20 protein-coding genes are annotated in these 24,575 nt (G+C 60.9%); 9 read left to right on the forward strand and 11 right to left on the reverse strand.

The genetic code is table 11. The features are described from left to right. Both AC07Y2_RS15905 and AC07Y2_RS15910 read left to right on the forward strand, forming a co-directional pair. Entirely contained in the window at positions 1-3,645 is a 3,645-nt protein-coding gene (locus tag AC07Y2_RS15905) for a transporter substrate-binding domain-containing protein (RefSeq protein ID WP_103386343.1), read from the forward strand. A 49-nt stretch (positions 3,646-3,694) separates the two neighbouring features. Next, on the forward strand, positions 3,695-6,637 hold the full coding sequence (locus AC07Y2_RS15910) for an HD domain-containing phosphohydrolase (RefSeq protein WP_103386344.1): 2,943 nt from the start codon (positions 3,695-3,697) through the stop codon (positions 6,635-6,637). On the opposite strand, the gene AC07Y2_RS15915 is transcribed toward AC07Y2_RS15910, so the two are convergent. Both AC07Y2_RS15915 and AC07Y2_RS15920 read right to left on the reverse strand, forming a co-directional pair. Further along, positions 6,638-7,120, reverse strand: coding sequence for a GAF domain-containing protein (locus AC07Y2_RS15915; protein WP_039770434.1), 483 nt, complete (start codon positions 7,118-7,120; stop codon positions 6,638-6,640). Further along, on the reverse strand, positions 7,117-8,007 hold the full coding sequence (locus AC07Y2_RS15920; protein WP_007955716.1) for an ATP-binding protein: 891 nt from the start codon (positions 8,005-8,007) through the stop codon (positions 7,117-7,119). Before AC07Y2_RS15920 ends, AC07Y2_RS15915 begins: the two co-directional genes overlap by 4 nt. Positions 8,008-8,173: 166 nt before the next feature. On the opposite strand from AC07Y2_RS15920, the gene AC07Y2_RS15925 reads away from it, so the two are divergent. After that, the gene (locus tag AC07Y2_RS15925; RefSeq protein WP_103386345.1) at positions 8,174-10,495 is read left to right on the forward strand and encodes a hybrid sensor histidine kinase/response regulator; all 2,322 of its coding nucleotides are present in this window, start codon (positions 8,174-8,176) and stop codon (positions 10,493-10,495) included. On the opposite strand, the gene AC07Y2_RS15930 is transcribed toward AC07Y2_RS15925, so the two are convergent. The 3 genes from AC07Y2_RS15930 to msrB form a co-directional block, all read right to left on the reverse strand. Next, positions 10,479-10,940, reverse strand: a complete 462-nt coding sequence (locus tag AC07Y2_RS15930; protein ID WP_039770440.1) for a MarR family winged helix-turn-helix transcriptional regulator — start codon at positions 10,938-10,940, stop codon at positions 10,479-10,481. The genes AC07Y2_RS15925 and AC07Y2_RS15930 overlap by 17 nt on opposite strands. Beyond that, entirely contained in the window at positions 10,937-11,422 is a 486-nt protein-coding gene (locus AC07Y2_RS15935) for a glutathione peroxidase (RefSeq protein ID WP_011335290.1), read from the reverse strand. The genes AC07Y2_RS15930 and AC07Y2_RS15935 overlap by 4 nt, the downstream gene beginning before the upstream one ends. Before the next feature lie 102 nt (positions 11,423-11,524). Further along, positions 11,525-11,920 carry a peptide-methionine (R)-S-oxide reductase MsrB gene (gene msrB, locus AC07Y2_RS15940; protein WP_039770441.1) on the reverse strand — a complete coding sequence of 132 codons (396 nt, stop codon included), beginning with the start codon at positions 11,918-11,920 and terminating at the stop codon, positions 11,525-11,527. Positions 11,921-12,145: 225 nt separating this feature from the next. Here msrB and AC07Y2_RS15945 point away from each other — a divergent pair, with 225 nt between their 5' ends. Both AC07Y2_RS15945 and htpX read left to right on the forward strand, forming a co-directional pair. Further along, the gene (locus tag AC07Y2_RS15945) at positions 12,146-13,357 is read left to right on the forward strand and encodes a pyridoxal phosphate-dependent aminotransferase (RefSeq protein ID WP_007955711.1); all 1,212 of its coding nucleotides are present in this window, start codon (positions 12,146-12,148) and stop codon (positions 13,355-13,357) included. Positions 13,358-13,660: 303 nt separating this feature from the next. Continuing rightward, positions 13,661-14,548 carry a protease HtpX gene (gene htpX, locus AC07Y2_RS15950; protein WP_074687972.1) on the forward strand — a complete coding sequence of 296 codons (888 nt, stop codon included), beginning with the start codon at positions 13,661-13,663 and terminating at the stop codon, positions 14,546-14,548. 56 nt (positions 14,549-14,604) lie between these two features. On the opposite strand, the gene AC07Y2_RS15955 is transcribed toward htpX, so the two are convergent. Beyond that, complete coding sequence (locus AC07Y2_RS15955; RefSeq protein ID WP_103386346.1) at positions 14,605-15,261, reverse strand: thiopurine S-methyltransferase; 657 nt, start codon at positions 15,259-15,261, stop codon at positions 14,605-14,607. Positions 15,262-15,363: 102 nt separating this feature from the next. Here AC07Y2_RS15955 and AC07Y2_RS15960 point away from each other — a divergent pair, with 102 nt between their 5' ends. After that, positions 15,364-16,131, forward strand: a complete 768-nt coding sequence (locus AC07Y2_RS15960; protein ID WP_074687976.1) for a DODA-type extradiol aromatic ring-opening family dioxygenase — start codon at positions 15,364-15,366, stop codon at positions 16,129-16,131. Between the two features lie 77 nt (positions 16,132-16,208). Here AC07Y2_RS15960 and AC07Y2_RS15965 read toward each other — a convergent pair whose 3' ends face one another. Next, on the reverse strand, positions 16,209-17,882 hold the full coding sequence (locus tag AC07Y2_RS15965; protein WP_007955707.1) for a DEAD/DEAH box helicase: 1,674 nt from the start codon (positions 17,880-17,882) through the stop codon (positions 16,209-16,211). A 422-nt stretch (positions 17,883-18,304) separates the two neighbouring features. On the opposite strand from AC07Y2_RS15965, the gene AC07Y2_RS15970 reads away from it, so the two are divergent. Then, on the forward strand, positions 18,305-19,096 hold the full coding sequence (locus tag AC07Y2_RS15970) for a crotonase/enoyl-CoA hydratase family protein (protein ID WP_074687978.1): 792 nt from the start codon (positions 18,305-18,307) through the stop codon (positions 19,094-19,096). A gap of 3 nt (positions 19,097-19,099) precedes the next feature. Here AC07Y2_RS15970 and AC07Y2_RS15975 read toward each other — a convergent pair whose 3' ends face one another. Beyond that, a complete protein-coding gene (locus tag AC07Y2_RS15975; RefSeq protein WP_039770449.1) occupies positions 19,100-19,855 on the reverse strand; it encodes a spermidine synthase in 756 nt (251 codons plus the stop codon). Between the two features lie 150 nt (positions 19,856-20,005). Here AC07Y2_RS15975 and AC07Y2_RS15980 point away from each other — a divergent pair, with 150 nt between their 5' ends. After that, a complete protein-coding gene (locus AC07Y2_RS15980) occupies positions 20,006-21,352 on the forward strand; it encodes a class II 3-deoxy-7-phosphoheptulonate synthase (protein WP_103386347.1) in 1,347 nt (448 codons plus the stop codon). 17 nt (positions 21,353-21,369) lie between these two features. On the opposite strand, the gene AC07Y2_RS15985 is transcribed toward AC07Y2_RS15980, so the two are convergent. Then, positions 21,370-22,590 carry a winged helix-turn-helix domain-containing protein gene (locus AC07Y2_RS15985; RefSeq protein ID WP_103386348.1) on the reverse strand — a complete coding sequence of 407 codons (1,221 nt, stop codon included), beginning with the start codon at positions 22,588-22,590 and terminating at the stop codon, positions 21,370-21,372. A gap of 64 nt (positions 22,591-22,654) precedes the next feature. Next, positions 22,655-22,870, reverse strand: coding sequence for a DUF1127 domain-containing protein (locus tag AC07Y2_RS15990; RefSeq protein ID WP_039770454.1), 216 nt, complete (start codon positions 22,868-22,870; stop codon positions 22,655-22,657). 97 nt (positions 22,871-22,967) lie between these two features. Between AC07Y2_RS15990 and AC07Y2_RS15995 the strand changes: the two genes are divergently transcribed. Then, positions 22,968-23,822: a LysR substrate-binding domain-containing protein gene (locus tag AC07Y2_RS15995; RefSeq protein ID WP_170844876.1), complete on the forward strand. Its 855-nt coding sequence runs from the start codon at positions 22,968-22,970 to the stop codon at positions 23,820-23,822. Here the strand turns inward: AC07Y2_RS15995 and AC07Y2_RS16000 are convergent. Further along, complete coding sequence (locus AC07Y2_RS16000; RefSeq protein ID WP_103386349.1) at positions 23,812-24,561, reverse strand: sulfite exporter TauE/SafE family protein; 750 nt, start codon at positions 24,559-24,561, stop codon at positions 23,812-23,814. The genes AC07Y2_RS15995 and AC07Y2_RS16000 overlap by 11 nt on opposite strands. Between the last annotated feature and the right edge of the window lie 14 nt (positions 24,562-24,575).

Raw genomic sequence — 24,575 nt, forward strand, 5'->3', positions numbered from 1 at the left:
ATGTCCAGCCGTTTAGTGAGTCTCCTGATTGCATTGAGTGCATGTCTGGGTTTCTGCATCTCTGCAACAGCCGCATCACCCACCTCGAAAGACCTCACCCTGCTCGGTCGTTCGGTCGAACCAACGGTGCAGGCCTTGTTCGATCCATCGCAAGTGGCGTGGCTGCACGCTCGCAATGAGTTGGTTCTGGGGACTTCAGCTCCGGATTACCCTCCGTTCGACATGACGCCCAGCGGACAAGACTACGAAGGCTTCACGGCGGATTACGCTTCACTGATTGGTCAGGCAACCGGTCTGCCGATCAGGGTCAAACGTTTCGCCTCGCGGGAGGCCGCCATCAAGGCATTGATGGACGGCCACATCGACATGCTCGGTACTGCCAACGGATTCGAAGCAGAAAACGCCAATATAGTACTGTCCAGGCCTTACGCCATCGATCAACCGGTCCTCGTCACACGCGAGGGCGAAACCCGCACGTTGACCGAAGGCCTGGCAGGACTGCGGCTGAGCATGCTGTATCACTACCTCCCGCTGGATGATGTCAAGGCGATGTATCCCAAAGCCCTCATCACCTCTTATCCGTCCTACCAGAACGCAATCAACGCCGTAGCGTTCGATCAGGCGGACGTGTTTCTCGGCGACACCATTTCCACCCATTACATGATCAACAAGGGTTACCTGAACAATATTCGCATGGCCAGTTTCGGCAAGCATGAGGCCCACGGCTTCAGCTTCGCCGTACATCGCAACAATCCACAGCTGCTCGCTATCATCAATACGGCGCTCAAGGCCGTACCGGGCAGCGAGCGCGAAAATATCGCCAAACGCTGGAGCGTGGGCAGCGACACACTTTTGACCGACCAGAAGCTGCAATTGACCAGACGCGAAGAGCAGTGGCTGAAAAATCATCCGGTGGTGAGCGTACTGGTCAACGAGGCTTTCGCGCCCCTGACATTCTTTGACAGTGACGGCAATTTTCGCGGCATCAGCGCCGACTTGCTTGAACTCATTCGTTTGCGCACCGGACTGCGCTTCGAAATCCGCCGCAGCCGCAGCGATGCCGAAATGATCAAGCAGGTCGAACACCACCAGGCTGACCTGATCGCAGCTTTGCTGCCGACCGCCCAGCGTGAGGAAACCCTGCAATTCAGCCGTCCCTATCTGGAAAATTCATACGTGTTGCTGACCCGAAAGGCCGCCGACAGCCCTACGCACCTGGGGCAACTGAAACGCAAACGTCTGGCGATCGCTCAAGGCAATCCGATGATCGAGTACCTGCGCACCGAGTTTCCCCGCATTCAGCTGATCGAGACGCCGGATACTTACAGTGCTGTGGCGCTGCTCGATGAAGGTCAGGTCGAAGGCGCAGTGAACTCGCTGGTCATCGCAAACTACTTCATTGCATCACGAACCTTCGAACATCCCCTGCAGATCACCACCACCATCGGCACACGTCAGGCGGCTTTTTCTCTGGCGACAGCCCGGGACAACACAGAACTGAACTCGATCATCAACAAGACGCTGATGAGCATCACACCCGAAGAACTGGGCATTATCAATGGTCGCTGGCGGGGCTACTCAAACATTTCGCAAGGCACCTGGCATCAGTACCGGCGTTTCTTTTATCAGCTGATCGGCGGCGCCTGCCTGCTGTTGCTGCTGTCGCTGCTCTGGAATGCCTACATGCGCCGCCAGATCAAACAGCGTAAATCGGCGGAACGGGCCTTGAACGACCAACTGGAATTCATGAGTTCACTGGTCAACGGGACGCCCCACCCAATCTACGTGCGTGACCGACAGGGCCTGCTGCAAAGCTGCAATGACAGTTATCTCCAGGCGTTCAATGCCCGGCGCGAAGACGTTATCGGCAAAGATGTCATGCAGGGTGCGCTGAACAATGCTTTCGAGGCACAGGCGTACCAGGCCGACTATCAGCGGGTAGTGACTGAAGGCAAACCGCTTGTGCTTGACCGACCGTTGCATATCGGCAACCGACGACTGACGATCTATCACTGGATTCTGCCCTACCGAGACTCCAGTGGCGACGTCCGGGGAATCATCGGCGGCTGGATCGACATCAGTGAGCGCCGCGAACTGCTCGATGAACTTCGCGCAGCCAAGGAACGGGCAGACGATGCCAACCGGGCCAAGAGTACGTTTCTGGCAACGATGAGTCATGAGATCCGCACGCCGATGAACGCAGTGATCGGCATGCTCGAGTTGACACTCAAGCGCATGGATCAGGCACACCCGGATCGCTCCGGCATCGAAACAGCCTACCATTCGGCCAGGGACTTGCTGGGCCTGATCGGCGACATACTGGACATTGCGCGCATTGAATCCGGGCGACTGAGTCTGAAACCCGAGCGAATCAACCTGATCGACACAGTGGGTTCGGTGGTCAGAATCTTCGAAGGGCTCGCCCGACAAAAACAGCTTTCACTGACTGTGTCCGTCTCCCCCCCTGAGCTGAATGTCGATGTGCAACTCGACCCTCTGCGCTTCAAACAGGTGCTGTCGAATCTGATCAGCAATGCCATCAAGTTCACCGACGCGGGGCAGGTCAGAATCACGCTGGATGTTCTTCCCACGGATGACCCCGAAGGTTCGATGGTGCAGCTGACCGTACAGGACAGCGGCATCGGGATCACGACGCAGGATCAGTTGCGGTTGTTCGAACCTTTTGCCCAGGCCGGTAACGATGGGCAACGGGCCGTCAGCGGCGCAGGGCTCGGGCTGGTCATCAGCCGCAACCTGTGCGAAATGATGGGTGGAAAACTGCGATTGAGCAGCCTGCCCGGAATTGGCACCCAGGTTCGGGTATCGCTACCGGTGATCATTCTGCCTGCACAAGTGGCGAGAGCTGAAGATGAATCACAGATTCAGCCATCCCTCATCCCGTTAACGGTTCTGGTGGTCGATGACCATCCGGCCAATCGACTGCTGATGTGCCAGCAACTGGAATACCTCGGCCATCGATTCTGTATCGCGGAAGATGGCCTGCGCGGACTGGATGAATGGAAAAGCGGGGAGTTCGATCTGGTCATTGCCGATTGCAACATGCCCGTCATGAACGGCTACGAGCTGACCCGCGCGATTCGTCAGCACGAAAAGCTGACCCGCCGCCCGGCTTGCACGGTGCTGGGGTTCACCGCCAATGCCCAGCCCGAAGAGATCCTGCGCTGCAAGCAGGCAGGCATGAACGAATGTCTGTTCAAGCCCCTGAGCCTCAACAGCCTGAGCCAATGGATCAAGAGCATTCAGCCGGTGTTCGCCGCTCCGGCTTTCAACCTGCAGGGGCTGACGCTGCTGACCGGTGACAACCCCTCTCAAACCCACCGATTGCTGGCAGAACTGCTCAACAGCAGTCGCCTTGATCGGGAGGAGTTGCAGGCCCTGTGCCTCACCCGGGATCCCTCCGCGCTGGCCGTCATCGCACACAAGATCAAAGGCGCCGCACGCATTGCCCAGGCCTCGCGCCTGATCGACTGCTGTGATGCGCTTGAGCAGGCCTGCCTGCAAGCACTGCCGTGGGAAGAAATCGAGCGTCATTGCCAGGCCAGCCACCTCGCCATCCTGGAATTGGAGCAGGCACTGGAACAGCAACTGGCTCGGATCGCCAAAAGCAAAATGGCCGGGGCTTAACTATGCTTGGAGGCTGAGCAGTGTGCTTAACCTACACGGAGAGTCTGCAATGCCCAGCCCACTGCGCCCGGAACAACGCCGGTTTCCGCTGCATGTGCACATCAGCGTCATGTTCACCTTTCTGCTGTTGCTCACCGGAGTGGTGCTGGGTTTGTTCAACTACCACCAGACCACACACATCATTCTGTCGAGTAGTGAAAAGCTGTTCAGCCGGATCGAACAGGATGTACGTCTCGACCTGCAGTCCACTTATGCACCGATCCGGCACCTGCTGAGCCTGCTGGCAGAGACCCCCGCCGCCGGATCTCCCAGCCTTGAATCGCGCATGCCGCTGCTCAAGCCGTTCAGTCAGTCCCTGATGGACAATCCGGATCTGGCCTCGCTCTACCTGGGTTATGAAAACGGCGACTTTTTCATGGTCCGCCCCTTGCGCACGCCAGCGCTGAAAACCCTGCTAAAGGCACCGGACGCAGCAGCGTTTCAAGTCTGGAGCATCGAACATGACGCCAGCGGTCAGACACATTCACAATCACTGTTCTTCGACCAGGCACTGTCCCCGGTCGGCCGACAGGACCACCCCGACGAACCTTATGATCCTCGCAGCCGGGCGTGGTACATCAACGCACGGCAGCAGGCCGAACAGATCACCACCGAACCCTACGTCTTTTTCTCCACCCACAACGTTGGCACGACGCTGGCCCGACGCAGCGGTGAAGACGCCGTGATCGGCGCCGACCTGACCCTTGATGCACTCTCCGCGACCCTGATCAAACACGTGGTGACACCGGCCACGGAAATCGTCCTGTTCGACGCCGACGGCAACGCCGTGGCTTACCCCGACAGCCGCCGGCTGATCGTCGATGACCGCACGGCGCGCCTGGCCAAGGCCGCCGATTTGAGCCCCGCCTTGCACACCTTGTTGTCCGGGCACCAGGGCAATCGGCTCGAAGTGGATGGCCGACAATGGATCGTCGCCCGCAGCCAGCTGCAGGAAGGCGGGCCGAAAGGTTTGCAGATGGCTTTACTGGTGCCCGAAGACGAACTGCTGGTCGACGCCTATCGCCTGCGCTGGCAAGGAGCGCTCATCACGCTGGCTACCTTGCTGCTATGTCTGCCGTTGGGCTGGCTGATCTCGCGGGTTCTGGTGACGCCCTTGCATGCCTTGGTCAAGGAAGCCGATGCAATTCGCAGCTTCGACTTCAACTTCCCGGTGACCCGCCGATCGCTGGTGCTGGAGATTGACCAGTTGAGCCTGTCGATGGCTCGCATGAAAGACACCCTGGCCAGCTTCTTTCGCATCACTGACAGCCTGACCGCCGAAACCCGCTTCGACCCGCTGCTGGAACGGGTACTGTTCGAGACAGTGCAGATCGCCCAGGCCCAGGCGGGGCTGATTTATCTGCGTGAGAACGATGGCAATCGCATGGAGCCCTACGGCCTGGTGGTCGCAGACTCGTCTCAACCGTTGGCGGCATTCGATCTGCAAAGCCGCAGTCTTGATGCCTCGCAAAGCCCCGAATGGTTCCGGCAACTGGCCAACGCCGACACGGTCGTGAGCAACCTGGGTTTCGAACAGGCCACCGACCTGCAGAAAGTGCTGCTGGCCATGGGTTCACCGAGGGTGCATTTGGTTGGAATCCGTCTGCATAACCGGCACAACGAAACCGTCGGCCTGCTGGTGCTGCTGATCGACGATGGCGGCACGCCGAGTGACCTGGAAAAACTCCGGCCAGATCGCATCGCCTTTCTGCAAGCGGTGTCCGGGGCGGCCGCGGTGAGTATCGAGAGTCAACGCCTGCAAGCCAGACAGAAACAACTGCTGGATGCGTTCATTCAACTGCTGGCCGGCGCCATTGATGCCAAGAGTCCTTATACCGGCGGGCATTGCCAGCGCGTGCCGGAACTGACCCTGATGCTCGCCCGTGCCGCTGCAGCCAGTCAGGCCCCGGCCTTCAGCGATTACCAGCCGAGCGAAGACGAATGGGAGGCCTTGCACATCGCTGCATGGCTGCACGACTGCGGCAAGGTCACGACCCCGGAATACGTGGTCGACAAAGCCACCAAGCTGGAGACCCTGAACGATCGCCTTCACGAAATCCGCACCCGCTTCGAAGTCCTCAAGCGCGATGCCTGGATCAACTATTGGCAAGCCCTGGCGTTGGGTGGTGAAGAACAGCAACTGGCCGGTCTGCGCGAGGCCACCCTGACGGCACTGGATGATGATTTTGCGTTCGTCGCCCGCTGCAATCTGGGCAGTGAAACCATGCTCGAGGGTGACCTGCAACGTCTGCAAGACATCGCGCAACGCACCTGGACGCGCACGCTGGATGATCGATTGGGCCTGTCATGGGAGGAGAACCGGCGTCAGGCACGCACCCCGGCACCGACCCTGCCGGTCACCGAACCGCTGCTGGCGGACAAGCCCGAACATCTGCTGGAGCGCGCCGAGAGCGAGCTGATCCCGGAAGACAATCCGTGGGGTTTCAAACTCGATGTGCCGCCCTACAAATACAATCGCGGCGAGCTGTACAACCTCTGCATCCCCCGGGGCACGCTGACCCGCGAAGAACGCTACATCATCAACCACCACATGGTGCAGACGATCCTGATGCTCAGTCACCTGCCCTTCCCCGGGCATCTGAACAGCGTCGCGGAAATCGCCGGCGGGCATCACGAAAAAATGGACGGCACCGGTTATCCCAAGCGCCTGAAGCGCGAAGACATGAGCCTGCCGGCGCGCATGATGGCGATTGCCGACATCTTCGAAGCGCTGACCGCCGCCGATCGCCCGTACAAAAAGGCCAAGTCCCTGAGCGAAGCACTGGGGATCATGGCCACCATGTGCCGCGACGCACACATCGATGCCGAGCTGTTCGAGCTGTTCATTCGCGATGGCGTGTATCTGCAATACGCCACGCGTTTTCTCGATCCACGGCAGATCGATGCCGTGGACCCGGCGGCCGTGCTGCTCAAGGCAGGCCTGACGACGTGATCAGCAATCGGTCAGACGCAGGAAGATCGCCGCCAGCTGTTCGATCCCGGCCTGATCGTCCGTACCAAAACGCGCGAGCTTCGGGCTGTCGAGGTCGAGCACACCGATCAGGCGACCGTCCTTGACCAACGGGACCACCAGTTCGCTGTTCGACGCGCTGTCGCAGGCGATATGGCCGGGGAACGCATGAACGTCTTCGACCCGCTGCGTCTGCAGGCTGGCAGCCGCCGCGCCGCAAACGCCCCGACCGAACGGAATACGTACGCAGGCGATCTGGCCCTGGAACGGGCCGAGCACCAGCTCTTCGTTGCGATTGAGGTAGAAACCGGCCCAGTTCAGGTCATCGAGCTGGTTGAACAGGAACGCCGAAAACTGCGCGGCGTTGGCGATGAAATCGCGCTCGTCCGCCAGCAGCGACTCCAGTTGCGCGGCCAACATGCCATAGCCTTCGAGACCCTGGCCGCTCTGCTGCAAATCAATCATGCCTTGTGCTCCAACAATTTCAGTCCCACCCAATAACGGGCGAATTGGTACGCGCAACGTCCGTTGCGGTTGCCGCGGCCGGTTGCCCAGCGCACGGCGAGGATGTCCAGTTGTTCGTCGCGTTCCCAGCTCAGGCCGGCCTTGGCGGCCAACTGGCCGATCCAGTGCTCGACGACGTTGAGGAAATGTTCCTGGGTAAACGGATAGAACGACAGCCACAGGCCGAAGCGATCCGACAGCGCGATCTTGTCTTCCACCGCTTCGCTCGGATGCAGTTCGCCATCGACGCGCTTCCAGTTTTCGTTGTCGCTTTCCTTCTCCGGCACCAGATGGCGGCGGTTGGAGGTGGCGTACAACAACACGTTGTCCGGCGCCTGTTCGAGCGAGCCGTCCAGCACACTTTTCAGCACGCGGTAGTCGCCTTCGCCGGACTCGAACGACAGGTCATCGCAGAACAGCACAAAACGTTGCGGCAGCTTGGCGATCTGCTCCACCACCCGTGGCAGGTCCGCCAGGTGATCACGCTCGATTTCGATCAGACGCAAACCGGCCTTGGCGTGTTCAGCCAGCAACGCGCGCACCAGCGACGATTTACCGGTACCGCGCGACCCCCACAGCAGCGCATGGTTGGCCGGCATGCCGTCGAGAAATTGCTGAGTGTTGCGGCCCAGTTGCTCCAATTGCCGGTCGACGCCGATCAAGTCAGACAGGCGCATGTCGAGGCTGACTTCCAGCGGCAGCAGATAACCGCTGCGACCGTCACGTTGCCAGCGTGCGGCGAGGCAGGTGCCCCAGTCGATGACCGGGCGTGGAGCCGGCAGCAGTGGTTCGATCCGCGCCAGAACCGACTCGGCGCGCTCAAGAAAAGCATTCAATCGGGAATCCACGTCTTCTCCTCGGGCTCGTTCACAGTAATGATGGCGGTGCAGCGACGACAGACAGCGTTCGAAACCTGTCCCGGGCCTTGTTACAAGGCGCTTCGGGAACCCCGGAATCCGTGCATGATCGACTATGCTTGAGCAGCGAAGGGAAACGGAAGTGGTTCAACACCCCATGGATATCAAATTCACCCACCGGCTGTCGTACAAACAGGCCCGGCTTACCGTGCTGGTCGGGTTCATTCTGGGCACGCTGCTCAGCCTGCTGCAAATCGGCATCGATTATGCCAGTGAAGACGCGTCCATCAACCGTGAAATCCTGTCGTTGCTGGAAATCAGCCATAACCCGGCCTCGCGCATCGCCTACAACATCGACGCCGAACTGGCGCAAGAACTGACCCTGGGCCTGCTGCGCTCGCCAGCGATCATCTCGGCGCAACTGACCGACAACAATCAGACGGTGCTGGCCAACGTCAAACGGCCGGAGCTGCAAAGCGGCTACCGGATGATCAGCGACTTCCTGTTCGGCGCCAAACGTCAGTTCGAAGACCGCCTCTATCTCGATCACTTGCCCAACGAATCCCTCGGCACCCTGAAACTGGAAGTCGACACCTACGCGTTCGGCAGCCGCTTCCTGCGCCGTGCCGAGGTCACGTTGCTCAACGGCTTCGCCCGCAGCCTGATTCTCACCGGAATTCTGCTCGCGCTGTTCTATGTGATGCTGACCAAACCGCTGGTACGGGTAATCCGCGAACTCAGCGGTCGCGACCCGCGCAGCGCCGAGCCGACCACCCTGGAATGTCCAGCCGGGCATGCCAATGACGAGATCGGCGTGCTGGTCAAGGTCGCCAACCAGCAGTTCGAGAACATCGCCACGGAAATCCAGCAGCGACGCAATGCGGAAAACCGCCTAACTGACTACCTCGCGCAACTCGAAGACATCGTGTCGGCGCGTACCGCAGAGCTCAAGGCGATCAATGCACGACTCAGCCAGTCCAACCAGGAACTGGAAGTGGCCCGCAGCACGGCACTGGACATGGCCGAGGCACGCTCGGCATTTCTCGCCAACATGAGCCACGAGATCCGTACTCCGCTCAACGGCCTGCTGGGGATGATCGCTCTCTCGCTCGATGGCCCGCTCAACGCCGAACAGCAGCAGCAACTGTCCATCGCCCACGACTCGGGCAAGGTTTTGGTGGAATTGCTCAACGACATTCTCGACCTGTCCAAATTCGATGCAGGGCAACTTGAGCTGGAACACATTCCCTTCGATCTCGGCTCACTGATCGAAGACACCGCCAACCTGCTGTCACAGAACGCCGCACCGAGTGTCGAGCTGACCTGCCTGATCGATCCTTACTTCCCGGCGCTGGTGCTCGGCGATCCTACCCGGGTCAGGCAGATCGTCAGCAATCTTCTGTCCAATGCGCTGAAATTCACCCGCTTCGGCCGCGTCGATGTGCGATTGTCCACCTGGAAGGAAGGGGTACGCATCGAAGTCTGCGACACCGGTATCGGCATCGCTCAGGAAGCGCAGGTGAAGATTTTCCAGCCGTTTACCCAGGCGGGCGCCGGCATCACCCGCCAATACGGCGGCACCGGGCTCGGGCTGGCGCTGACCTACAACCTGTGCGAAGCCATGCAGGGGCGCCTGACCATCAGCTCCGAAGTGGGTTTCGGCAGTCAGTTCTGCGCCGAACTGCCGCTGCCCTGCCACACCCGTGCGGTGATTCCACCAGCGTTGCACGGCAAAGTGCTCGCGATCACCAACGCGGTCAGCGGCCTGGCGGAACTGCTGGAAAGCCTGCTGCCGGTCTGGGGGCTGACCTATGAGCAGCGAACCCTGGACGACCCGCTGCTCGGCCTATCCCCCAACGTCATCATCACCGATTGCCCCGAATGCCTGTTCGGCCTGCGCCCGGCGATGACGGCACCGATTCTGCTGGTGACCGCTTATGGCAGCTTCCTGCCGGGTGAAGAAGCCGCCGCCCTCGCCCCGCTGCAGCAGCAGGCGCGGCCGCTGGCCCGCAACGCGCTGTATCAGAATCTGCGCCGAACGCTGTTGCCGGACCTCACCACCAACGACCGCGCTCGCCTTGAGAGCGTCTCGTCTCAGCGGCGCGGTCGGGTGCTGCTGGTGGAGGACAACCCGGTCAATCAACTGGTGGCCAAAGGCATGCTGGGCAAGCTCGGCTGTGATGTCGTGGTCGCAGCCCATGGTGTGGAAGCGCTGGATCAGCTGGAACACGACGAGTTCGATCTGGTGCTGATGGACTGCAACATGCCGGTGATGGACGGCTATGAAGCCAGCCGCCAGATTCGTCAGAGCGGTCGCTGGCCGCACTTGCCGATTGTCGCCCTGACCGCAAACGCGATGGCCGAAGAGCGCGAGCGTTGCCGGGCGGCGGGCATGAGCGATTATCTGGCCAAGCCGTTTCGCCGTGAAGAACTGGCGGCGCTGCTGGATCAGTGGATACCGACTACGACAACGCTTTGATCTGGCCCAGCAGGTGATCGAGTCCCTCACGCAGCTCGTTGAGCCGGTCAAGGTCCACCCCGCTGTCGCACAACAGCCGCTCCTTCAAAGGCCCGACCTGTTCACGCAGCGCCTGCCCTTGCAGCGTGAGGCTCAGATGGACCTCACGCTCGTCCCGGGCCGAGCGCTGACGCTGGACCAGCTCAAGTTGCTCCAGACGCTTGAGCAGCGGCGTCAGCGTCCCGGAGTCCAGCGCCAGCCGCTCACCCAGCGCCTTGACCGTTGGTTGCTCCGGCGCGACTTGCTGCCATTCCCACAGCACCAGCATCGCCAGATATTGCGGGTAAGTCAGGCCGAGCTGATCGAGCATCGGCTTGTAGCCACGGATCACCGCCCGCGACGCGGCATACAACTTGAAGCACAGCTGACTGTCGAGCTTCAGCGAATCGGCGGACAGGCTGTTCATTTGAGCAACGCTTCGATCTCGCGGCTCAGATCCTGCGGCTTGGTGGCCGGGGCGAAGCGCTTGACCAACTGGCCGTCCTTGCCGATCAGGAACTTGGTGAAATTCCACTTGATGCCCTGGGAGCCCAGCACGCCCGGCGCGCGTTTCTTCAATTGCACAAACAGCGGGTGCGCACCGGTCCCGTTGACTTCGATCTTCTTGAACAGCGGGAAGCTGACGCCGTAGTTCAGTTCGCAGAACTCACTGATGGCGCCCTCGTTGCCCGGCTCCTGCTTGCCGAACTGGTTGCACGGGAAGCCCAGCACCACCAGGCCCTGATCCTTGTAGGTCTGCCACAGCTCCTCAAGGCCTTTGTACTGCGGCGTGAAACCGCATTTGCTGGCGGTATTGACCACCAGCACCGCCTTGCCGGCGAAATCGGCGAGGGTCTTTTGCTCGCCCTTGATGGTGGTGCACGGAATGTTCAGCAGGTTATCGCTCATGGTGCGCACTCTTGAGAAATGGGTAGACGGCAAAAATAGCGAGCAATTGAATTGTGTGCAATTTAATTATCCGAAAGGCGACCCGAGGATCGCCCGTATCGGTTACTCGCGCGGCACCAGGTCCAGGCACACCGAGTTGATGCAATAACGCAAGCCGGTCGGCGGCGGGCCGTCAGGGAAGACGTGGCCCAGGTGCGCATCGCATTTGGCGCATTTCACTTCGGTGCGGATCATGCCGTGGCTGGTGTCACGGATTTCGGTCATGGCGCTGTCGCCGATCGGCGCGTAGAAGCTTGGCCAGCCGCAACCGGAATCGAATTTGGTCCTGGAATCAAACAACGGCTCGTTGCAGCAGACGCAGTGATAGACACCGTCAGTCTTGGTGGCGTTGTATTTACCGGAGAACGGTCGCTCGGTGGCACTGAGACGACACACGTTGTATTGCTCGGGGTCGAGCATCGCCCGCCATTCTTCCAGGGTCTTTTCAATCTTTTCCATCATCACACCTCAGCGGCTGAAAAAGCCCGATCTGTACCTTTTCCACGGATCGGGCGGCACGTATGATTGCGCCTCGTCACACGCCAGTCTGGCAGCGGGTTCCTGCGCATTCAAACGGATTGTTGGAAACCGCCGCTCGAGACACTTGCCTGTGTGAAGACGCAGGATTCCCAGCACGGTTGTCCACCCGCCGCCTGGATCGTTCATTTTCGGGATCACATCGCCATGCAGTTCAGCAAATCGAACAAGCTCGCCAACGTCTGCTACGACATTCGCGGCCCGGTGCTCAAGCACGCCAAACGACTGGAAGAGGAAGGCCATCGCATCCTCAAGCTGAACATCGGCAACCCGGCACCCTTTGGTTTCGAAGCGCCGGATGAAATTCTCCAGGATGTGATCCGCAACCTGCCGACCGCCCAGGGCTACAGCGATTCCAAAGGCCTGTTCAGCGCGCGCAAGGCGGTGATGCAGTACTACCAGCAGAAGCAGGTCGAAGGTGTCGGCATCGAAGACATTTACCTGGGCAACGGCGTGTCCGAGCTGATCGTGATGTCGCTGCAGGCGCTGCTCAACAACGGCGACGAAGTGCTGGTGCCGGCGCCGGACTACCCGCTGTGGACCGCTGCCGTGAGCCTGGCCGGCGGTAACGCGGTGCATTACCTGTGCGACGAGGGTGCCGACTGGTTCCCGGATCTGGCCGACATCAAGGCCAAGATCACCCCGAACACCAAGGCGATGGTGATCATCAACCCGAACAACCCGACCGGCGCGGTGTATTCGAAGGAAGTACTGCTGGGCATGCTGGAACTGGCCCGTCAGCACAACCTGGTGGTGTTCTCCGACGAAATCTACGACAAGATCCTCTACGACGACGCCGTGCACATCTGCACCGCTTCGCTGGCCCCGGACCTGCTGTGCCTGACCTTCAACGGTCTGTCCAAGTCGTATCGCGTGGCCGGTTTCCGCTCCGGCTGGATCGCCATTTCCGGTCCGAAACACAACGCTCACAGCTACATCGAAGGCATCGACATGCTGGCCAACATGCGCCTGTGCGCCAACGTGCCGAGCCAGCATGCGATCCAGACCGCCCTGGGTGGCTATCAGAGCATCAACGATCTGGTTCTGCCGCAAGGCCGGTTGCTGGAACAACGCAACCGTACCTGGGAACTGCTCAACGACATTCCCGGCGTGAGCTGCGTGAAGCCGATGGGTGCGCTGTACGCGTTCCCGAAGATCGACCCGAAAGTCTGTCCGATCCACAACGACGAGAAATTCGTGCTCGACCTGCTGCTCTCCGAGAAGCTGCTGGTGGTGCAAGGCACGGCGTTCAACTGGCCGTGGCCTGACCACTTCCGCGTGGTCACGCTGCCGCGGGTCGATGACCTGGACATGGCCATCGGTCGCATTGGCAACTTCCTCAAGTCGTACCGCCAGTAACCGGCGCTCAGTGCGCAACGGCCCGAACGTTGCGCACTGTCTGATTCAGCAACACTTCTGCTGCTCCCCTCCTCCAGCACCTTCTACACTTGCGAGTCATACGAATCATGCGTGCCTGACGCAATGAGACCGGGTGCCGCGTGCCTGTCATCCATAGCGGATTCGGCAGTGGGAAATATCCCATGTCCGACGAATCCGGTGTAGGACACAGTTTGAAATAGTCACTCGGTTGAATCGCCAGGTGCCGCACCTTATATACCCCGCAGTACGCTACATCTTTAGCTTGAGGAGACTTCTACAACCATGATGCGCATCCTGCTGTTTTTGGCCACTAACCTGGCGGTCGTGCTGATAGCCAGCATCACCCTGAGCCTTTTCGGCTTCAACGGGTTCATGGCGGCCAACGGGGTTGATCTCAACCTCAGTCAGCTGCTGGTTTTCTGTGCAGTCTTTGGTTTTGCCGGTTCCCTGTTCTCGCTGTTCATCTCCAAGTGGATGGCGAAAATGAGCACCAGCACCCAGATCATCACCCAGCCACGTACTCGTCACGAGCAGTGGCTGCTGCAAACCGTCGAGCAACTGTCCCGGGAAGCCGGGATCAAGATGCCCGAAGTCGGTATTTTCCCGGCCTATGAAGCGAACGCCTTCGCCACCGGCTGGAACAAGAACGACGCACTGGTCGCGGTCAGCCAGGGCTTGCTCGAGCGTTTCAAGGAAGATGAAGTGCGGGCCGTGCTGGCCCACGAGATCGGCCACGTGGCCAACGGCGACATGGTCACCCTGGCGCTGATACAGGGCGTGGTGAACACCTTCGTGATGTTCTTCGCGCGGATCATCGGCAACTTCGTCGACAAGGTGATTTTCAAGAACGAAGAAGGCCAGGGCATGGCCTATTACATCGCGACCATTTTCGCCGAACTGGTATTGGGCATTCTGGCCAGCGCAATCGTGATGTGGTTCTCGCGCAAACGCGAGTTCCGTGCCGATGATGCCGGCGCCCGCCTGGCCGGTACGGGGGCGATGATCAACGCCTTGCAACGCTTGCGCGCCGAACAGGGCCTGCCGGTGCACATGCCTGACACCCTGAATGCCTTCGGCATCAACGGCGGTATCAAACAGGGGTTTGCTCGCATGTTCATGAGCCACCCGCCGCTGGAAGATCGTATCGACGCCCTGCGTCGTCGCGGCTGATCAGCCCCGCTCCAACAGAAAGGCCCGCAGCGATGCGGGCCTTTTTTGTTGTTCTGTTACTGAGGAGTCAGGCGGTACACCCGCTCTTCCAGCCGTGTCACACCCGCCTGCAGGAACTTCCCGCTTTCGCTCAGTACGTCCTGTTCTTCCAGCGCCTGCACCGCCCAGTCGCCACCGAGCAGCTGCTGCACCTCGGCATCTGTCACCGCAAACGGCGGCCCGGACATCCGAGCCTGATCGTAATCCAGCGTGATCAGCAAACCACGCAGCCCCGTCGGCAGGATGCTCAACAAATGCGCCGCATAGCGCTCACGCATTGGCGCCGGCAAGGCGATCAGCGCCGCACGGTCATACAACGCCGTACAATCGGCCACATCGTTCGCAGACAAGGCGAAGAAATCCCCGCACCACAACTCGATCGCGCCGGCCCGATAAACCTTGAAGCTGCCCTCTTCACTGATCTGCGGCTGCAATTGCTGCTCACGGAAGAAGTCTTCCACGGCCTTCTCCGACAGCTCGACGCCGAGCACCCGATGCCCACGCCCGGCAAGCCACAGCAGATCCAGGCTTTTCCCACACAACGGCACCAGCACACGCGCCTGCGCCGGGATGGCCAGATCGGGCCAGTGCCGCTGCAAATACGGGTTCACCTCCGGCTGGTGAAAGCCGATCTGGTTCGATTCCCACTTTTTGTGCCAAAACTCCGACTGCATGCATCCTCCAAAGAATTCGATCAAAAGGCGTTAAAACTTATATTGGAATTAGATCAATGAACTGACTGAAGATGAACCATCTTAACGCTCAGGAACCTTTCCATGTTTCCCAGCCTGTTTATCTCCCATGGCTCGCCCATGCTGGCACTTGAGCCCGGCGCCAGCGGCCCGGCCCTGGCGCGGTTGGCGGCCGAACTGCCACGCCCGAAAGCCATCGTCATCGTATCCGCCCACTGGGAAAGCCATGAGCTGCTGGTCAGCGGCCATCCGCAACCGGAAACCTGGCACGACTTCGGCGGTTTCCCCCGCGCGCTGTTTGAAGTGCAGTATCCGGCCCCGGGCGATCCGCAACTCGCCCGTAGGGTTGCCGATCTGCTGACCGCCAACGACCTGCCGGCACGCCTCGATCCACAACGACCGTTCGATCACGGTGTGTGGGTGCCGCTGTCGCTGATGTACCCGCAGGCTGACATCCCGGTGGTGCAGGTTTCCCTACCGAGTCGTGGCGGTCCGGCGCTACAGAACCGCGTCGGCCAGGCGCTGGCCAGGCTGCGCGAACAGGGCATTCTGTTGATCGGCTCCGGCAGCATCACCCACAACCTGCGAGAACTGGACTGGCACGCCGGCCCGGAGAGCGTCGAACCGTGGGCGCGGGACTTCCGTGACTGGATAGTCGACAAGCTGGCCGCCAACGACGAAGCCGCCCTGCACGATTACCGTCAGCAGGCACCGAACGCAGTACGCAACCATCCAAGCGACGAGCACCTGTTGCCGCTGTACTTCGCCCGAGGTGCCGGCGGTGATTTCAGCATTGCCCATCAAGGCTTCACCATGGGCGCACTGGGCATGGACATCTACCGCTTCGGCTGATGCCCAAATCGCAGGCATAAAAAATCCCCGAACCAGTCGGGGATTTTTTATGTTCGATCAATCAGCCCAGAGGCGGATCAATCTTCGCGGTAGCGACGCAGCTTCAACTGCTTACCGGCAACGCGAGTGTCCTTCAGCTTGGTCAGGAGTTTGTCCAGACCATCTTCCGGCAGCTCGACGAGGCTGAAGCTGTCACGCACCTGAATGCGACCGATGGCTTCACGTGCCAGACCACCTTCGTTGAGGATGGCGCCCAGCAGGTTTTTCGCCGCGATACCGTCACGCGCGCCCAGCGCGGTACGGCAACGGGCACGGCCTTCGCCCAAAGGCATCGGAGCACGACGCTCACGATCACCACGGTCCGGACGATCACCGGAACGCTCAGGACGGTCGCCACGCGGTGCGCTGTTCGGCACCAGTGGACGTTCCTTCTCGATCGCTGCCAGGTTCAGCGCCTGACCATTGGTGGCCTTGCGCAGCAGAGCGGCAGCCAGGGCGCGTGGGGTGCAACCGATGTCGGCGGTCAGGCGATCCAGCAGATCACCGTGAGTCGATTCGGCGTCAGCCACCAGCGGCGACAGGCTGTTGGTCAGCTTCTTGATGCGGGCATCAAGAACGGCCTGGGCGTCCGGCAGACGCACTTCGGCAACTTTCTGACCGGTTACACGCTCGATTACCTGCAGCATGCGGCGCTCACGTGGCGTCACCAGCAGCAGCGCGCGGCCTTCGCGACCGGCGCGGCCGGTACGGCCGATACGGTGCACGTAGGATTCCGGATCGTACGGCATGTCCACGTTGAACACGTGGGTGATGCGCGGAACGTCCAGACCACGGGCGGCAACGTCGGTCGCTACAACGATGTCCAGACGGCCATCTTTCAGCGAGTCGATCACGCGCTCACGCTGGTTCTGGGCGATGTCGCCGTTCAACGCGGCGGCTTTGTAGCCTTTGGCGTCGAGGGCGCTGGCCAGATCCAGGGTCGCTTGCTTGGTGCGCACGAACATGATCAGAGCGTCGAAATCTTCCACTTCCAGCAAGCTGAGAACGGCAGAGGTCTTCTGGTCAGCGTGAACCAACAAGTGAGCCTGTTCGATCGCGGTAACGGTCTGGGTCTTGCTCTGGATCTTCACGTGCTTTGGATCGCGCAGGTGACGCTCGGCGATGGCACGGATCGATTGCGGCAGGGTCGCCGAGAACAATACGGTCTGACGGGTTTCCGGCATGGCCTTGAAGATGACTTCGAGGTCGTCCATGAAGCCCAGTTTGAGCATTTCGTCTGCTTCGTCGAGAACCAGGTGGTTCACGGTCTGCAGCACTTTTTCGTCGCGACGCAGGTGGTCGCACAGACGGCCCGGAGTGGCGACAACGATCTGTGCGCCATTACGGATTGCTTTCAATTGTGGGCCCATCGGCGCGCCGCCGTAGACAGCCACAACAGTTACGCCCGGCATTTGCTTGGCGTAGGTTTCGAAAGCGGTTGCAACTTGTAGCGCCAACTCACGAGTTGGGGCCAGGATCAGAGCTTGCGGCTCGCGCTTGGACGGATCGATGCGGTGCAGGATAGGCAGGGCAAAGGCAGCGGTTTTACCGGTACCGGTTTGCGCCTGACCAATCATATCGTGACCGGCGAGGATGATCGGGATCGACTGCTGCTGAATGGCCGAAGGCTCTTCATAGCCGGTAGCGACTACTGCAGCGACAATATTGGGATGAAGTTCAAGAGCGGCGAAGCCGCCGATTTCCTGGGTCATGGGTCTGCCTCTAAGTGCATCCGCAAAGACCCATGCTCCAAAGCTGCACATGCCGTGTTGAGACTCAAGAGTCGCCCTGGCAGCTTTGTCGGCGGGGATTTGCGAAAACGAATGAATGAAAAAGAATCGTCAAGGAAGAGCCCGCAGTGCGGACGTGCAGCCGAAGCTGACTTCGGGGAATTGCGCTACCTAAACGCGGCCCGGTTAAAGGCCGGCGCGCACTATACCGGAATTTGCCCAAAAAGGGAGCTTTTTTTATCGGAGAAATACAGTTGTCACCGCTGTGTAATGGGGTTTTGCGGATAATCGGGCAAAGGTCTATTTTTCAAACACCCCGGCCCTGCGGGCGATGGCGCTTAAACGATTCACCGATGTGCGGCATCTGGTCGCTGCACCCTTTCTTCCCCTGCGAGGAAACACCCATGAATCAGCCCTGCCCCGGCCGCGTGAGCCGTGCGCGTCACGGCCACGTGCATTTGATCGGTCTGGACCGCGTCGCCAAGCGCAATGCCTTCGACCTCGACCTGCTCAACGACCTGGCCCTGGCCTACGGCGAATTCGAGGCCGACAGCGACGCACGGGTGGCGGTGGTGTTCGGGCATGGCGAGCATTTCACCGCCGGGCTTGATCTGGTGAATGCCAGTTCCGCTCTCGCTCAAGGCTGGCAAGTGCCGCCCGGCGGCTGCGATCCATGGGGCGTGTTCGTCGGGCCACGGGTCAGCAAACCGGTGATTGTTGCCGCGCAGGGTTATTGCCTGACCATCGGCATCGAGCTGATGCTCGCCGCCGACATCAACCTGTGCGCGAGCAACACCCGCTTCGCGCAGATGGAAGTGCAGCGCGGGATCTTTCCGTTCGGCGGCGCGACGTTACGCTTTCATCAGATCGCCGGTTGGGGCAACGCGATGCGCTGGCTGCTGACCGGCGACGAATTCGATGCCCACGATGCGTTGCGCCTGGGTCTGGTGCAAGAGGTCATGGCCAGCGAGGATCTGCTGCCGCGCGCCATCGAACTGGCCGAACGGATTGCCCGGCAGGCGCCGCTGGGCGTGCAGGCGACGCTGATGTCGGCGCGTCAGGCACGCTATGAAGGCGAAACTGCGGCGGCTAAGAGCTTGCCGCCGCTGGTAAAGAAGTTGCTGGCCACCGAAGATGCCAAGGAAGGTGTGCGCTCGCTGGTGGAGCGCAGACCGGGGATTTTCAAAGGCCTTTGAAGATCAGGTTGCCGGACGGATGCAGTTGATCAACGACTGCAACGAGTAGCCCAGCTTCGGCGCCAGCGCTTCAGCTCGTGCCGTCAGCGCCTGCATGTCCAGCGCCTGATCGAGATCTGCCGGCACGATCAGAATCACATTGCCCTCCTTCACCGGCAGCTCCCAGTAATGCCGGTGATAGAGCCCGCGCAACAGCGCCGCGCCCAACGGTTTGCCGTCGTCGGTGGCCCATTGGTTGATCACCAGCCAGCCACCGGGATTCAGACGTTTCTGACAGTCCCCGAGGAAATTCCACGCAAGGTGCCCGGCGCCGGGGCCGACATCGGTGTACAGGTCGACGAAGATCAGATCCGCCGGTTCAGCGGTCGGCAGCAGTTCGAGGGCATCGCCGACGCGGATGTACAGCCGTGGATCGTCATCCAGCCCGAGGTATTCGATGGCCAGACGCGGCACGTCCGGGCGCAGCTCGATGGCTTCGACGTCTTCCAGCGGCAGGAACTTGAGGCAGGCCTGGGTCAGCGTGCCCGCGCCCAGGCCGAGGAACAGCGCGCTCTCCGGCTGCTCATGGCACAACGCGCCGATCAGCATCGCCCGGGTGTAGTCGTACTCCAGCCAGCTCGGGTCGGCGGTAAACACACAGCTTTGCTCGATCGCATCGCCGAACTCCAGAAAGCGGTAGTCGGCCACTTCCAGCACGCGAATCACGCCGAACTCATCCTGTACCTCGGCGAGCAACAGCTCGACGCGCTCCTCAGTCATTTCGTCTCCTGGTGGTCACCGGGCGCGGTGACGCGATGGCACCGCTGCGGTGCCGTGGCAAAGCGGCGATTGTCGGCGAAGCGGCGGGAGCAGGTCACGCACTAATTGCTGCTAACATGGCCGTCCGTGCGTAGAACCTTAGAGACCGTGATGAGCCAACCCTGGAGCCCTGACAGCTGGCGCGCCCTGCCGATCCAGCAACAACCCCAATACCCCGACGCCGCGCATCTGCGCCAGGTCGAGCAGACGCTGGCCAGCTATCCGCCGCTGGTGTTTGCCGGCGAAGCGCGCGAGCTGCGCCGTCAGTTTGCCGAAGTCACCCAGGGCCGGGCGTTCCTGCTGCAGGGCGGCGACTGCGCCGAAAGCTTCGCCGAGTTCTCCGCCGCGAAGATTCGCGACACCTTCAAAGTGCTGCTGCAAATGGCAATCGTCATGACCTTCGCCGCCGGTTGCCCGGTGGTCAAGGTCGGGCGCATGGCCGGCCAGTTCGCCAAGCCGCGCTCGGCCAACGACGAGACCATCGACGGCGTGACCCTGCCGGCCTACCGGGGCGACATCGTCAACGGCATCGGTTTCGACGCCGCCAGCCGCGTACCGGACCCGGAGCGTCTGCTGCAGTCCTATCACCAGTCCACCGCCACCCTCAACCTGCTGCGCGCCTTCGCCCAGGGCGGTTTTGCCGACCTGCATCAGGTGCACAAGTGGAACCTCGATTTCATCGCCAACTCGGCGCTGGCGGAGAAGTACAGCCACCTCGCCGACCGCATCGATGAAACCCTGGCCTTCATGCGCGCCTGCGGCATGGACAGCTCGCCGCAACTGCGCGAGACCAGTTTCTTCACCGCCCACGAAGCGCTGCTGCTGAACTACGAAGAAGCCTTCGTACGCCGCGACAGCCTGACCAACGATTACTACGATTGCTCGGCGCATATGCTGTGGATCGGCGACCGCACCCGTCAGCTCGACGGCGCCCACGTCGAATTCCTGCGCGGGGTGAACAACCCGATCGGAGTGAAAGTCGGCCCGAGCATGAATCCCGACGACCTGATCCGCCTGATCGACGTGCTCAACCCGGACAACGATCCTGGCCGTCTGAACCTGATTGCGCGGATGGGCGCGAACAAGGTCGGCGATCACCTGCCGGCGCTGATCCGTGCGGTGCAGCGTGAAGGCAAGCAGGTGCTGTGGAGCTCCGACCCGATGCACGGCAACACCATCAAGGCCAGCAGCGGTTACAAGACTCGCGACTTCGCGCAGATTCTTGGTGAGGTGAAGCAGTTCTTCCAGGTTCATGAAGCGGAAGGCAGCTACGCCGGCGGCATCCACATCGAGATGACCGGGCAGAACGTCACCGAGTGCATCGGTGGCGCGCGGCCGATCACTGAAGATGGTTTGTCGGATCGCTATCACACCCACTGCGATCCGCGGATGAATGCCGATCAGTCGCTGGAACTGGCGTTCTTGATCGCAGAAACGCTGAAACAGGTCAAACGCTAAATCGCGAGGGCGCTGGCTCAGTCAATTTGAGCCAGCGCCATCCGGAGCCGCCCGGCACTTTCCCGCTGACAATTGAGCTGCACCCGCGCGAGCCCCAACCAGTCCGCCATGCGCCGCAGGTTCAGCGCCAGGGCCAGCATCCCTGCCTCGTCCAGCCCCGTTTCTTCCTCGTGCACCGCGTGCACAGCCAACCGCCCCGCCGCCCGTTCGGCGCGCAGGTCAACTCGCGCAGCGATCCGTTCGTTGTGCAGGAACGGCAGCACGTAATAGCCGTAGACACGTTTGTCCTGCGGCGTGTAGATCTCCAGCCGATAGCGAAAATCGAACAGCCGCTCGGTCCGGCTGCGCTCCCAGATCAGTGAATCGAAAGGTGACAGCAGCGCGCTGGCTTCGACTTTTCGAGGGATTTTCGGCTCGGGCAGGCAATAAGCGATCTGCCGCCATCCGGCGACTTCGCAAGTCAGCAGCTGCCCGTCCTCGACCAGTTCAGCCAGACGCGGGCGGGCATCGGAAGGATTCAGTCGGAAGTAATCACGCAGGTCTTTTTCCGTGCCGACACCGAGCGCCTGCGCTGCATGCAGCAGCAAACCGCGCTGCGACTCAGCCTCATCGGGCAATGGCTGTTGCAGCACGGAAGCCGGAATCACCCGTTCCGGCAAGTCATACAATCGCTCGAAACCACGGCGTCCGGCGACGGTGACTTCGCCAGCGGCAAACAGCCATTCCAGTGCGTGCTTTTCCGCGCTCCAGTCCCACCACGGCCCGGCCTTTTCCTCGCGGGTCGACAGACTGCCGGCGCCCAGTGCACCCTGCTCCTCGACCGACGCCAGTACCCGGCGAATGGTGTCCTGCTGCTCGCGGCCGAACCGCGCCAGTTGTTGATAGATGTCTTCACCGCGCCTGGCCCGCTGCATGCGCCAGCCCATCAGCGGGTACATCGACAGCGGCAGCAACGACGCCTCATGGCCCCAGTATTCGAACAGCGAACGACGTCGCCCCGAACTCCAGGCAGCCTGGTCGAGCAAGTCAGCAGAGTAGGAACCAAGACGGGAAAACAGCGGCAGGTAGTGCGAGCGCACCACGGCGTTGACGGAGTCGATCTGCAACAGACCGAGGCGTTCGATCAGCCGGTTGAGGTGCATGGCCTTGACAGCCGGCGGCTGGCGCCCGTGAAACCCTTGGGCAGCCAGTGCCAGACGTCGAGCCTGTTTAAGGGAAAAGGACAATGTCGCGGGCATGTGTACCTCCATGTCTGCTCGCAACCTACCTCACCTGAAAGTGGTTTGTGTAGCAATGGCCTCATCATTTATGCATCGGATCGTCCCAGAACGGCCGCACCGACTCATGTTCGACATCGGCACGGCTGACCCCGATGTCCTTGAGCGCTTCGTCGCTCAGGCTGGCGAGCAGCTCGCGCTCACGGTGCAATTCGTACCACCGGCTAAACTTGTGCAACAGATCGGAAACGATATGGCCGGAAAATTTTTCTTCGCCTGCGTACTCTCTTTGACCTTTCATCGTGTTGCCTCCTTTTTGGGATGGCTCAAGTCTCCCGCCACAGCTACGATCAATCCAACGAATGTTTCTGATGGCATGCATCACGGAGATTCATCAATTGTCGGCATATCCCAGTATCGATACCGATGTCCTGCGCACCTTTGTCGCAATTGCCGATCAGGGCGGTTTTACCCGCGCCGGCGAAATGGTCAACCGCACCCAATCGGCCGTGAGCATGCAGATGAAGCGTCTGGAAGAGGACGTATTGCAGCGGCAGTTGTTCGAGCGCGACGGGCGTCAGGTGCGCCTGACCGCTGAAGGCCAGGTGTTGCTTGGCTATGCGCGGCGCATCCTGAAACTGCACAGCGAAGTGTTCAACACCCTGCGCGAGCCACACATGGTCGGCACAGTGCGGATCGGCACGCCGGACGATTACGTGATGCGCTTTCTGCCGGGGATTCTGTCGCGTTTTGCGCAGTTCTATCCGCTGATCCAGATCGAAGTGCATTGCGAGTCGACCAAACAATTGCTGCAGCGCACCGACTTGGATCTGTCGATCGTCACCCGCGAGCCGGGCAACGAGATTGGCCAGTTGCTGCGCAAGGAGCGCTTCGTGTGGGCCGAGGCGCAGAATTTCAGCGCCCACGAGCAGACGCCGCTACCACTGGCGATGTTCAACAGTGATTGCTTCTGCCGCCTGTGGGCGTGCAATGCACTGGATGCGATGGGCCGCGAATACCGGATTGCTTACAACAGCACCAGCCTGTCGGCATTGATGGCGGTGGTGAGCGCAGGTCTGGCGATCACCGCGCAACTGGAAAGCCTGATTACCCCCGACATGCGGATTCTTGGAGATGCCGAAAATCTGCCGCTGCTGCCCGAGGCCAGCATCATGCTGATCCGCAACCTCAACAACCCCTCGCCGATCACCGAATGCCTGGCCGAGCACATCGTTGAAGGCTTCAAACTTTAAAGGCGAGCATCACCGCACACAGCACCAGAAACCCGCAAAACAGCCCGCGCAGGAGTTTTTCCGGCATCGCGTGGGCCACTTTCACGCCCCAGCTGATGCTGGCCAGACCGCCGATGGCCAGCGGCAGGCCGATCATCCAGTCCACTTCGTGGTGCACCGCGTACGTCACCAGCGTGACGCCGGTGCTCGGCAGTGCCAGCGCCAGCGAAAGCCCCTGAGCGACCACTTGAGTAGTGCCGAACAGACTGGTCAGCACCGGCGTCGCCACCACCGCCCCGCCGACACCAAACAAACCACCCATGGCGCCTGACGCCGCGCCGAGCACGCCCAGCCACGGCCATGAATAACGCATCTCGGAGGTGGCCGCCGGACGCGCACCAAACATGCGCACCAGGTTGTAAGCCGACAGCACCACAAGGAACGCGACAAACCCGATGCGCATGGTCTGCGCGTCGATGCCCACGGCCCAGATCGAGCCGATCCACGCGAAACAGAATCCCATCACCGCCAGCGGCAACGCATGCCGGAGTTCGATGCGGTTACGCTGGTGATAACGCCACAGCGCCAGCATCACGTTCGGCACCACCATCACCAGCGCCGTGCCTTGGGCGATCTGCTGATCGAGCCCAAACCACACGCCCAGCAGCGGAATGGCGATCAAGCCGCCGCCGATGCCGAAAATCCCACCCAGAGTGCCAAGGGCGGCGCCAAACAACAGGTACAGCAAAAACTCGATCACAGCAGAATTCCTCA

This window comes from Pseudomonas sp. GW456-12-1-14-TSB6 (assembly GCF_059424205.1).

Excerpts from the sequence above, each read along its gene's own strand:
- AC07Y2_RS15905 (WP_103386343.1), top strand. The coding sequence starts at position 1 with ATGTCCAGCCGTTTAGTGAGTCTCCTGATTGCATTGAGTGCATGTCTG.
- AC07Y2_RS15910 (WP_103386344.1), top strand. The coding sequence starts at position 3,695 with ATGCCCAGCCCACTGCGCCCGGAACAACGCCGGTTTCCGCTGCATGTG.
- AC07Y2_RS15915 (WP_039770434.1), bottom strand. The coding sequence starts at position 7,120 with ATGATTGATTTGCAGCAGAGCGGCCAGGGTCTCGAAGGCTATGGCATG.
- AC07Y2_RS15925 (WP_103386345.1), top strand. The coding sequence starts at position 8,174 with ATGGATATCAAATTCACCCACCGGCTGTCGTACAAACAGGCCCGGCTT.
- AC07Y2_RS15930 (WP_039770440.1), bottom strand. The coding sequence starts at position 10,940 with ATGAACAGCCTGTCCGCCGATTCGCTGAAGCTCGACAGTCAGCTGTGC.
- AC07Y2_RS15935 (WP_011335290.1), bottom strand. The coding sequence starts at position 11,422 with ATGAGCGATAACCTGCTGAACATTCCGTGCACCACCATCAAGGGCGAG.
- msrB (WP_039770441.1), bottom strand. The coding sequence starts at position 11,920 with ATGGAAAAGATTGAAAAGACCCTGGAAGAATGGCGGGCGATGCTCGAC.
- AC07Y2_RS15945 (WP_007955711.1), top strand. The coding sequence starts at position 12,146 with ATGCAGTTCAGCAAATCGAACAAGCTCGCCAACGTCTGCTACGACATT.
- htpX (WP_074687972.1), top strand. The coding sequence starts at position 13,661 with ATGATGCGCATCCTGCTGTTTTTGGCCACTAACCTGGCGGTCGTGCTG.
- AC07Y2_RS15955 (WP_103386346.1), bottom strand. The coding sequence starts at position 15,261 with ATGCAGTCGGAGTTTTGGCACAAAAAGTGGGAATCGAACCAGATCGGC.
- AC07Y2_RS15960 (WP_074687976.1), top strand. The coding sequence starts at position 15,364 with ATGTTTCCCAGCCTGTTTATCTCCCATGGCTCGCCCATGCTGGCACTT.
- AC07Y2_RS15965 (WP_007955707.1), bottom strand. The coding sequence starts at position 17,882 with ATGACCCAGGAAATCGGCGGCTTCGCCGCTCTTGAACTTCATCCCAAT.
- AC07Y2_RS15970 (WP_074687978.1), top strand. The coding sequence starts at position 18,305 with ATGAATCAGCCCTGCCCCGGCCGCGTGAGCCGTGCGCGTCACGGCCAC.
- AC07Y2_RS15975 (WP_039770449.1), bottom strand. The coding sequence starts at position 19,855 with ATGACTGAGGAGCGCGTCGAGCTGTTGCTCGCCGAGGTACAGGATGAG.
- AC07Y2_RS15980 (WP_103386347.1), top strand. The coding sequence starts at position 20,006 with ATGAGCCAACCCTGGAGCCCTGACAGCTGGCGCGCCCTGCCGATCCAG.
- AC07Y2_RS15985 (WP_103386348.1), bottom strand. The coding sequence starts at position 22,590 with ATGCCCGCGACATTGTCCTTTTCCCTTAAACAGGCTCGACGTCTGGCA.
- AC07Y2_RS15990 (WP_039770454.1), bottom strand. The coding sequence starts at position 22,870 with ATGAAAGGTCAAAGAGAGTACGCAGGCGAAGAAAAATTTTCCGGCCAT.